The 10568-nt window shown below is 39.3% G+C and carries 9 protein-coding genes and 1 pseudogene; all 10 read right to left on the bottom strand.

Annotated elements, in window-relative coordinates; genetic code table 11:
• Window positions 1-173 precede the first annotated feature (173 nt).
• The 10 genes and pseudogenes from pgsA to FC65_RS05800 all read right to left on the bottom strand — a co-directional run bounded on the left by pgsA (window position 174) and on the right by FC65_RS05800 (window position 10425).
• Window positions 174-761, bottom strand: coding sequence for a CDP-diacylglycerol--glycerol-3-phosphate 3-phosphatidyltransferase (pgsA, locus tag FC65_RS05840; RefSeq protein ID WP_056971903.1), 588 nt, complete (start codon window positions 759-761; stop codon window positions 174-176).
• Between the two features lie 18 nt (window positions 762-779).
• Entirely contained in the window at window positions 780-1811 is a 1032-nt protein-coding gene (locus FC65_RS05835; RefSeq protein ID WP_056971902.1) for a helix-turn-helix domain-containing protein, read from the bottom strand.
• An 89-nt stretch (window positions 1812-1900) separates the two neighbouring features.
• Complete coding sequence (gene ymfI / locus FC65_RS05830; RefSeq protein ID WP_056971901.1) at window positions 1901-2626, bottom strand: elongation factor P 5-aminopentanone reductase; 726 nt, start codon at window positions 2624-2626, stop codon at window positions 1901-1903.
• A gap of 41 nt (window positions 2627-2667) precedes the next feature.
• On the bottom strand, window positions 2668-3975 hold the full coding sequence (gene yfmH / locus FC65_RS05825; protein WP_156408578.1) for an EF-P 5-aminopentanol modification-associated protein YfmH: 1308 nt from the start codon (window positions 3973-3975) through the stop codon (window positions 2668-2670).
• Window positions 3972-5219: an EF-P 5-aminopentanol modification-associated protein YfmF gene (yfmF, locus tag FC65_RS05820; protein ID WP_056971905.1), complete on the bottom strand. Its 1248-nt coding sequence runs from the start codon at window positions 5217-5219 to the stop codon at window positions 3972-3974. The genes yfmH and yfmF overlap by 4 nt, the downstream gene beginning before the upstream one ends.
• 235 nt (window positions 5220-5454) lie before the next feature.
• Window positions 5455-6512, bottom strand: a pseudogene (locus FC65_RS12395) (DNA translocase FtsK); the annotation flags it as partial.
• A gap of 1 nt (window position 6513) precedes the next feature.
• A partial coding sequence (locus tag FC65_RS12820) for a DNA translocase FtsK (RefSeq protein ID WP_338088172.1) occupies window positions 6514-7291 on the bottom strand: 778 nt, incomplete at its 3' end.
• Between the two features lie 894 nt (window positions 7292-8185).
• Window positions 8186-8698, bottom strand: a complete 513-nt coding sequence (locus FC65_RS05810; protein WP_010498999.1) for a tRNA (cytidine(34)-2'-O)-methyltransferase — start codon at window positions 8696-8698, stop codon at window positions 8186-8188.
• Window positions 8699-9027: 329 nt separating this feature from the next.
• Window positions 9028-9888, bottom strand: a complete 861-nt coding sequence (locus FC65_RS05805) for a methyltransferase domain-containing protein (RefSeq protein WP_056971900.1) — start codon at window positions 9886-9888, stop codon at window positions 9028-9030.
• Window positions 9889-9909: 21 nt separating this feature from the next.
• Window positions 9910-10425, bottom strand: coding sequence for a YbaK/EbsC family protein (locus FC65_RS05800; RefSeq protein ID WP_056971904.1), 516 nt, complete (start codon window positions 10423-10425; stop codon window positions 9910-9912).
• Window positions 10426-10568 lie beyond the last annotated feature (143 nt).

Below are 10568 nucleotides of genomic sequence, written 5' to 3'. Positions count from 1 at the left end.
AACTGCAACGAAAAGTATGAATAATTCAGGTGTGAAAAAATTTCTTAAAATTTATTTTTTAGTATAGTTCCTATCATACCACTAGAGTGAAATTCCATTGTTGAACTAAAAAAAGACCGACGACTTAAATTTTTCTAGTCGTGGTCCCAGCAAATTATTGCTATTTTTTAAAATTAATTGCCAAATGAGTCAGCAAAGACAGCGCGCGCGTTGTAGAAATATTCTATTCCAGAGTAAATCGTGAAGAATAAGCAAATATATAAGAGGATCTCACCGATTGGAAAATGAATATTTGCGAAAAATACATTATTCAAGAATAAGAAGATGATCGAAAACATCTGCGAAGTTGTTTTAATTTTGCCGGGCATAGCGGCGGCCATTACTTCACCATTATTTTCGACAACGATCAGACGCAAACCAGTAACTGCTAATTCACGACACACGATGATCGTTACGACCCAAGCCGGTGCCTTGTCTAAAGCAACTAGAAAGATAAATGCAGTCATCACTAACATTTTATCCGCAAGCGGGTCAGCAAATTTACCAAAATTCGTGACTAAATGATTGCGCCGTGCGATCTGCCCATCTGCAAAGTCGGTTAATGAAGCGACTGCAAAAATAATTGCAGCAACTAATTCTGTCACCGGGATGGTAGTTCCAGCGACAGTCACAGAACCCCAATCGAGGGGTAAAGCTAAAACTAAAATAAAAACGGGGATCAAAATAATGCGGATGACCGTTAATTTATTAGGAAGATTCATAAAATACTCCACTCCTTATTATTGATTAGTACCATTATTAGTATTTGATGTCGTACTTGTATTTTGTTCAGACTGTGTTCCCGTAGTTGTTTGGGTACTACTTGAACTAGTTTGATCTACTGAACTGGTACTCTCTTGACTATCACTTGTGCCATTTAGCTGGAGCGTGATCGTCCGGACAGTTAAATCGGCATTATCCTTCAAAAAATTGAACTTCTTTTTATTGATCTTGATCGAAGTAGCCTTTGAATTTCCTAGCTGAATAGTCACGCTAGTTGCACCTTCAGGAATATTTACCGTATGATCTTCCCCTTGTGCCAAGGTCCCTTGCCAAGTCTGACTACCATTGACTGAAACAGCATTCCAAGCATTACCGCCAGAAACCTTTAACGAAACTTTGTTGGTTTTGGGAGCATTTGTCATATTATAGGTAAAGCTGGAGCCTGAGTTTTGAGTTAACCGGATCTTTTGTTTAGATTTCTTAGCTTTTTTAGTTTTCTTTTGGCTTGTTTCTTGCTTAGACTGGGAACTTGCTTTACTTGACGAAGAATTTGAGCTTTTAGCTGCAGGTTTCTTGGACGTTGAAACTGCAGATGAAACTTTGACATCAGTATTAACTGACTTTTGTGCTTGCCGCTTGTTATTATAAGAAACTCCGAAAACAGTTCCAATAATAGCTACCACAACGACAACGATCACAATAGTCGGCAAATAATTAAGCAATTTTTGTCCGTTGCCCATTTCAGTATCTTTATTTTTTTCACGCAAATTCATCCGTGAAACAGTCTCATTAGTTTGAGTTTTTTCTTCTTCATGTTGCCCAAGCTCTTTATCGATCGAAGCCAACAACTCATCCGCATCAAGGCCTACCGTTTCAGCATATTCGCGAATAAATGCTCTAACGTAAAAATCGCCTGGAAGTACATCAAAATTTTCTTCTTCGATCGCAATCAAATAACGCTTTTGAATTTTTGTTGTTTGTTGTAGATCATCAAGGGTCAAACCTTGATCGACCCGCGCATTTTTTAATGTTTGTCCGATTTCACTCACTTTTATTACTCCATATCTTTGCTTAATTTAGATACTTTTAAACAATAATAGTATAGCATAGGAAGATAATGCATTTCATTAAGAAATCATTATTTTAACCATCCACCTGTGACATAGATAGTCTGCCCGGTCAAATACCCTGCCTGTTTGTCCAAAAACGCCTTGATCCAGTAACTGATCTCACTTGTCTGAGCAAAGTACCCAGCTGGGATCTCTGCGGCAACTTCGGCCCGTTCTGCGGCAGAAAAGGTCATATTCATTCTGGTCGAAACTGCTCCGGGAGCGATCACATTAACTGTAATACCTAAAGAAGCAACTTCTTTACTATAAGCAGAAGCAAAAGCACTCAAAGCCCCTTTGACCGTGGAATAACCAACTTCCATCGCACTTCCTGCACCGCCATACACAGACCCTACAAAAACGACCCGTCCTTGCCCTGAAAGTGCCAGCTTGTCTTGTACAGACTGAATCAACTGTAAGGGCAGCTCAACTTGCATAGTTAACATTTTACTCAATGCTTGGGGGGCAGCCTCGGCAAAAAGACCGTAGTCAGTCGTTCCTTGTGCAAAAATCACAGCATTAAGAGAAAAGAGCTGGCTTATTATCTGAGACACACTGCTGTTTTGAGAAAGATCTGCTTGTATCAAGAGAAAATCTTGGTCCGGATACCTTTCATGCAGCTGCTTTTGTAGTTTGACCGCCGTTTGTTTTCCTTTAAAATAATGCAAATAAAGCGACCATCCGGCCTTCGCCAAGTCAACGGCTGTCTGTTTGCCAATATCTCCAGACGCTCCTAAAATAAGAGCCCATTGCATAGAATTTCTCCTTTCAAATTACCAAAAATAGTTTCACTACATTATTTTTCTTCATTTACTGGCATTACCCTAAACGTACTGATAACTTGTGGCCGAAATAATCTTTCGATTGCCGCACAAACATCAGCTAATGAAACTTGTGGGACCAACTCAGCATAATCAAACAAAGTAGCATGGTCGAACAATTTTCCGTCATAGCCGTTAGCAATACTTTCAAGAGAATTTTGCGCCTGAATATATTGACCTAAAAATTCTTTTTTGGCGAGTTCCAGCTCTGTCGAAGAATTGGCTAATATCTCAGGCGCATGAGCAATAGTCTTTTTGATCCTCTCTTCCATTTCTTCAAAACGAAAAGTATCACCCGAGATCACAGCAAAATGAAAACCGCGTTCCATTTCCAACTCATAGTTGAATGAATCATCAACTATTCCAGCTTGAAACAGCTCCTGGAACAGTAAGGAAGATTCACCGAATAATAAATATAGTCCCAATTCAAGTTCTAACTTATACTTTAATCCTGCCCTTTTTTGCGGCGTTTCCTGCATCCCTTTGATCCCGATCATGGACTTCGGACGAGTCACATTTAAAGTTTTTTCGGCAAAAGTGCGAATGTCGCTGCCTGACTTGCCTAAAAACAGCGGCAATTCATTATTATTTTGGAAAGCGTTAAAATCTTTTTTTGCTTGGTCAGCTTCAATAACATCCAATACTTCAGTCAGATCAAAACCTCCAACCACAAAAAGGTCCATGTTAGCCGGCTGATAATATTCGTTATAACAATCATACAATACTTGAGGATCGATCTGGGCAATTGTATCTTTCGTACCCGCAATGTCGACACTCAAGGGATCTTTGGGATATAGATTTTTTAGTATCCCAAAAAAAAGCTGCCAGTCGGCATCATCATCATACATCGATATTTCTTCGCCGATGATCCCTTTCTCTTTTTCAACTGTTTGTGTAGAAAAATAAGGTTCTTGTACAAAGTCCAACAAGGTCTCTAAACACTTGGACAAATTTTGCGTAGTTGAAAAAAGGAAACTGGTCTTCGTAAAACTCGTAAAGGCATTAACATCAGCACCATACTCGCCAAACACATCAAAAGCATCATGGTCTTCTTTTTCAAATAGCTTATGTTCCAAAAAATGAGCAGTCCCAGCCAAAACATCGACCTGTTTCCCTTGGCTATTGACAAACTGGGTGTCAACTGAACCATAATTAGTTGTCATAACAGCATAGGTTTTATGGAAACCTTCGCGTGGCAGCAAATTAACAGTGAGACCATTAAAAAGAGTGGTCCGATATAACGTTTCATTAAATTGTGGATAGTTTAACTTTTGCACCTTCATTGAATCCCCCCATCTAAAAAGTAGACTGCTTGAAGATGAGCCTTTTGGGCAATTTGAGAAACGTCTTTTGCACTCACAGCATCTACACCAGAGATCCACTGCTTTTCAGAAGTTAAAACTCCTGTCAGACTAGCTCCTAAAGCCCGGCTCAATGCGACCGACTGGCTATCAGCCCGCGCAATATAACTATTGATCATCGAAGCTTTGATCTTTTTTAACTGCTCTTTATCAATTTGCCCCGTCTGCAAGGCAGCCAATTGCTGCTTAACGACCTGCAAAACTTTGTCCTTGTTCTCAGCTTGGATCCCGGTTTGCACCCAAAGATCCTGCCGAAACAGATCCATATCGCTTTCGGCATAATAAGCAAGACTGTTTTTTTCGCGAACGTTTTGAAAAAGCAGCGATAAAGCCGACCCGCCGAAAAGTTCGTTGAAGACCATTGCAGAAAAGCGTTCCTGTGAGTCATAAGCGATCGGCAGATTATAAGCCAAGTTTAATTTACTTTGACTGACCTTTTCTTTTTCACTTTTGTTTTTAACTTGTGGCGATCGTGCTTGAGTATAGATCAAACTCAAATGCTTCTTTTTCCTAGCAGTGAATGGCATGACCTTAAGTGCTGAAACAACTTCATCTTCTTTTACATGACCGGAAACAACGATATTGATTTGATCTTCTGTGATCATCTTATGATAAAGTGCGGCCATATTAGCGGCACTTAGCCCGCCAATATCAGCAATTTGCCCGACTGCTGGGATTTGTTGCAAGCGGTCATGAAAATATAGCGCATTCATACCAGTCAAAGCTTTACCTTGTTTATTGTCGTCAAGTGAAGCCAAAAAAGCTTCCAAATTCTGTTTTTGGATCTGAAAAGCATCTGCTGCAAATTTCCCATCCACTATCTGTGGTGAAAAAATCATCTCATTTAAAAAGGCAAATGTCTCCTGTAAAACATTAGTTGTACCTGGCAAATATTGGTCGTTAACAACATTAATAATAAAATTAAGTCCGTAGACATTGCCGTAACGACTAACTGAAGTTCCAAAACTTGCACCATACAATTCAGAAAGTTTTAAAGCAACCGCACGTTGGGTAGAATAGTGTTCACTTGTACTTTCCAAAAGATCAGCCAGTAATGTGCGGGCAGTAATTTCCTGATGGTTTTTAATATTAGTGGTAAAAGAAACTAAGATTTGATTAGTTTTAAATTTTTTTGTTGGTTTAAGCGTCAAATTTACGCCGTCCATTATTTCCAATTACGATCAATTCTCCTCTGAGATAGTCTAAAAATACAATTTATATCATAGTCGAAATTTGCAATAAAAACAACGCAGACCACAAAATTATCAGCTTTTTGCAAGGAGAAGAACTATTTTTACAATTCATACTCATTTTTATTCAAATAATCTGCTTTTTGACAAGTAAAAAACCTGTTTCAATGCAACACTCATCATCACATCGAAACAAGTTTTTCAATTTGAATTATTCTTCCTTTTTTAAATAAACTTGGCGAGGCTTACTACCTTCTTGTGGGCCAACAAAACCTTTTTCTGCCATCCTATCCACGATCCGAGCTGCCCGGTTGTAGCCAATTTTAAATTTACGCTGTAATAAAGAAATGCTGCATTTTTGTTCTTTAGTGATGAATTCGACAGCTTCAGCAAAAAGCTCGTCCTCTTCATCATCACTGCCAGAGTCATTAGCCTCTTCATCCGTCACTTCCATTGAAGTATCGTAAGAAGCTTCTTGTTGAGCTTTGACAAATTCAACAACATTTTCAACATCCTTATCAGAAATAAAGGCCCCCTGCACACGGACTGGCTTATTCATTCCCATCGGCAAGAATAACATATCTCCACGACCTAATAATTTTTCGGCACCAGAAGAGTCAATGATTGTGCGCGAGTCTGTCCCCGATGAAACAGCAAATGCCATTCGTGATGGAACGTTTGCCTTGATCAAACCGGTAATAACATCGACCGACGGACGCTGAGTTGCAAGGATCATATGGATCCCTGCCGCCCGAGCCATCTGCGCTAAACGGATGATCGCATCTTCCACTTCGTTTGATGCGACCATCATCAAATCTGACAATTCATCAACGATCGCCACTATATATGGCAGAGTCGGCTCGGCGGTTTTTTGCTCCTTGTTCTGGCGCTTGACCATTTTATTATAGCCGTTGATGTTTCTTTGACCAGTGTTTGCAAACAACTCATAACGGCGTTCCATCTCAGACACTAGTTTATGCAAGGCACGGGCGGCTTTTTTCGGATCCGTGACGACTGGTGTCAACAAATGCGGAACCTCATTGTATACTCCGAGTTCAACTTTCTTAGGGTCGACTAACATCATCTTGACCTGGTCAGGTGTATCATTCATCAATAAACTAGTGATAATACCATTGATAGCTACTGACTTCCCGCTTCCTGTCGAACCAGCGATCAATAAATGAGGCATCTTGGAAAGGTCTGCTGTAACTAAATTGCCGGAAACATCACGCCCTAATGGAACTTTAAGCGGTTTATCGGGATCTGGTTNCATCTTTAAAGGAGATCGTAGCCACCTGTTGGTTGGGAACTTCGATCCCGATCAAAGGTTTGCCGGGAATTGGGGCTTCGATCCGAATATCTTTCGCAGCCAAAGCTAAAGCCAAGTCATCTGAAAGATTAACGATCTTGGAAACCTTGACACCGATTGCTGGATGCAGTTCGTATTTCGTCACAGATGGTCCCAAGATCGTATTTTTTAATTCAACATCGACCCCGAAACTCTTGAATGTTTTTTTCAAGACATCCTGATTACGGCGTAAAGCCTTTTTTTCTTGGCTTTGGTCTGTTGGAGCGACATCTTGTAGTAAGCTGGCATCCGGTAATTCATAGTCTGGGTTGGTCGGCTTAGGTTGAATTTCTCGCACATTTTTTTGGGAATTTTGTGAACTTTGCTCATTCCATAAAGCCGGATCATCCGTCGAATGAGCTGGCGGCAGGTTCTTATCATCATTGATGTCGTTTTCTATCGTCACAGTTTCGGTCAGCTCATCTGCACTAAGCTCAGTCGCAGTCAGTCCTTCATCTTTCACTTTTTCATTAATACTGTTATCTTGCCCATGTTTTGTATCTTCAAAATAGTCTTGCTGAACTTTATCATGTAAACTATTGCGTCTGCGTTTTAGCCATGGACCGCTTTTCTTGAACAAATTAGTTAACCATAAACCTACTTGTTTGAAAAACTTTAAGATCTCATACAAAGATAGGCCCAAAAAATCGACAACTTTACCAAATGAAATTCCCAAGATCAGGCATCCTCCACCCAACATTAACAAAGCAGCAATCACGTAACTGCCTATCTGGGCTAACAAAAAGTATGTTATTTGGTATAGAAAAGCGCCCAGCAGACCGCCACCGACAGCGCTGCCGACACTGTTTGATATGATGTCAGATTTTAAATATTGCCAAGTAACTGTCAAAAAATCTGTATGTAAGTCAAGGCGACCAAATAGATAGGTGCTTAAAAAGAGGATCACACTGGCCGTAACTAAAATACCCCCGCCCAAATAATTTACTTTAACGCGCGGTTCTTTAGCGCTTATCAACATATATGCTCCCACAAACACAACAAAAAGAGTTCCTAGCTGATAAGCATCACCAAGGAAAATCCGAAAACAATTGGCCAGTAATAATCCCATGTTGCCTAAGTGAAAACCACCTGCCAAACTCAAAATGATCAGCACTATACCAATGATCCTTGCAGTCATTTGCTGCTTTTGTTTTTTTGTTTGTTTGCGGCCTGTTTTTCTCTTTTTTATAGCCAATTTCAAATTCCTTTCTAAGGCACCATTTTCGCACATTAGTATTGCTCGCAAAAATGCTGTCTTCAATAATCACTTATGTCAGTATACCATAATCATTAGTATAGGAACATTTGTGCGGTGGTCATTTTTTCTTGAAACACACTCATTTTAAAACTAATTTTTAGCGGTGAGGTTTTTTTCACAGTGAAAAATCTTGTTATTTATTCATCCATCGATCCTACAATGAAGGATCGGAAAAAAAATAAAACACAATTTGCACAGTATTCAGAGAGGCTCATCTTAGAAGAGTTGTTCGACAAACACTTCTGTATAATGAAAAACGGAATGCACAAATCAAAAAGCGATCGCTGCATTCCATTTTCTCTTCAAGACTAGTTGATCCTAATCCTGCATAACAAGTTATTTTAATTTATCATTATCATACAAATGAGTCGTTTCCAAGTTAGGAAATCCCTGTTGCCGAACGGCTTCATAAATGACAATTGCTGCTGAATTAGATAAATTCAAAGCCCGAATATTTTGATCATTTTGGGGGATCCGAATACACTTGTCAGGATACTGACGCATAAAAGGTTCAGGCAAGCCAGTCGTTTCCTTGCCAAACAAAAAATAATGATCTTGACTGACATCAGAATAATCAACTTCTGTATAAGCATGTTCCGCAAATTTAGAAACTAGGTACAAATAGCTTAAATCAGGAATACTTTCGATAAAATCAACTAAATTTTTATGATAAGTAATTTTAACATGATCCCAATAATCAAGTCCTGCCCGCTTTAAATACTTATCGTCAGTTGAAAAGCCAAGCGGCTCGATCAAATGCAATTCAGTATTAGTCCCAGCACAAGTCCGAGCAATATTCCCGGTATTAGCAGGCATTAATGGTTCAAATAAAGCAATATGGTTAGTCACTATTGATTCCTTCCTTGGGCTTAGTTTTGAGCCCGTATGATTTTATTAGGCATCATCTGCCCAACTTAACTACTGCCAGAACAACTAAGAATTTTATCTCACTGGCAAAAAAAGCGCAGCCGTTCGGTGCGTTGACTGCGACCGGCTGCGTTAATGAAATACGTCCACAAATAACAGCGACTTAGCACTTTTATTTGCCACATAATCCTTAAATCAACCATAACATTGAAAGGCTGAGATTTGCAACCCTTTTCTGACAAATCTTATAGTAAAAGATGCTTCGAACGTTTATTATTCTTGCAAAGTCGGTCTAGTTTTCTCAGTTCGCCTTATTGTTTGGCCGCTGTCAGTAATGAAACATCTACTGTGATCTGCTTCAACGGTGTTTCTAGGACATTTTGTTTGGTTTGCTGAGAAGCTCCCCAATTTAACGGTGTCATCATTAGCAATGAACTAAAATCTGTCTCAGAAAATTCAAAGGTATATTTGATGTCCTGTTTCTGATAGTCAGGGAAGTTTTTAGCAAACAAAGATAAGACTGCCGAGTTATCATATGTCCGATGTGCACTTTCCTCATTATACAACAATGCCCGCAATTCTTTTAGATAACCGCTATTAGGAACGATTTTATAAATTTTACCATGTGGTCGTAAAACTCGTTTAAATTCATGATATGCTGCGGGTGAAAAAATATCCGTAATGCAATCAAATGACTGATCTGCAAATGGCAGGGCTGCCAAGTCAGCCACACAAAAGAAGTTATCATTTTGATATGATGTTGCTAAATTTACGGCACTTTTAGAAATGTCGACCCCTACCAAAGTATCCTCAATTCCTGCTCGCAGTTTTTTTAACTTAGCAGGCGGAGTGCCTTCGCCGGATCCAATATCAAGGATATTCAACTTCTCTTCAACAGGCATTGCCTCGTTGATTGCTGCGATGATCGGATCAAACAAACCTAAAGTCAACATTTTACGCCGAGCTTGCCACATTTCAGGACTATCATATTCGCTTTTGACCTTATGTGTGATCATAAATAAAGTCCCTTTGCGAGACAGGTCGAAACTGTGATCCAGCTGACATACCAATTGATAGCCAACAACTTCCCTAAAGGCTTCTCCACAGATCGGACATTTAAACAACGCTAAATGCCTCTGTAAAAACAATGCACCCTGCTCGATTTTTTTCATTTTATCTCCTTGACCTTTTTACTATATTTGTGTATGGTCTGAAACTTGGATGAAATGTCCATCAACCAAGCCCACCAATTCATTTAATTTGATTCGTACAGAACGCCCGACCTTGCCCGCTGAAACACAAACTTCTGGAAAATCTTTGATCCGCTGATCAAAATAAATCGGAAAATCTTTAAAAGCATGGATCCCGATCGGAGTATTTGCTCCGTGAATATAGCCTGTAATTTTGATCAATTTTTTATTATCAGCCAAATGGATCTGCTTTTTGCCAAGCTCACGGGCAACCATCTTTAAATCGATCTCACTAATGATCGGCAGACAAACTACCAGATAGTCCTTGGGACCATCACTGCCTAAACAAACGATAGTCTTCAAAATGCTTTCTTCGTTTAAACCGGCTTCTTTAACCTGCTTCAACGCTTTTTCCTTACCAGATAACCAGTCAAATTGCATTTCACTGAAAACAATATGATTGTCATCTAAAATTCGCTCTTCATTAGTTTTTTTGGGTTGTTTTTTCTTTTTTGCCATTTTCTTCCCCACTCTCTATCCCTTTTATTCTATTATATTTAGCAAACTTTTCAATACGTCTCATTTTTGATCTGCTATCACAACACTCATTTTATTTTACAAATATTTTGTTTTCCTGAATTATTCATACTTTTCGTTGCAGT

The sequence above is a fragment of the Ligilactobacillus acidipiscis DSM 15836 genome, assembly GCF_001435755.1.
GTDB lineage: Bacteria > Bacillota > Bacilli > Lactobacillales > Lactobacillaceae > Ligilactobacillus > Ligilactobacillus acidipiscis.
Note: the sequence above shows the minus strand (reverse complement) of the source record. Positions and strands in the feature narration are given on the sequence as shown.

Bases quoted from the DNA above. Each gene is read 5' to 3' on its own strand.
- pgsA (WP_056971903.1), bottom strand. From the start codon at position 761: ATGAATCTTCCTAATAAATTAACGGTCATCCGCATTATTTTGATCCCC.
- ymfI (WP_056971901.1), bottom strand. From the start codon at position 2,626: ATGCAATGGGCTCTTATTTTAGGAGCGTCTGGAGATATTGGCAAACAG.
- yfmH (WP_156408578.1), bottom strand. From the start codon at position 3,975: ATGAAGGTGCAAAAGTTAAACTATCCACAATTTAATGAAACGTTATAT.
- yfmF (WP_056971905.1), bottom strand. From the start codon at position 5,219: ATGGACGGCGTAAATTTGACGCTTAAACCAACAAAAAAATTTAAAACT.
- FC65_RS05805 (WP_056971900.1), bottom strand. From the start codon at position 9,888: ATGAAAAAAATCGAGCAGGGTGCATTGTTTTTACAGAGGCATTTAGCG.
- FC65_RS05800 (WP_056971904.1), bottom strand. From the start codon at position 10,425: ATGGCAAAAAAGAAAAAACAACCCAAAAAAACTAATGAAGAGCGAATT.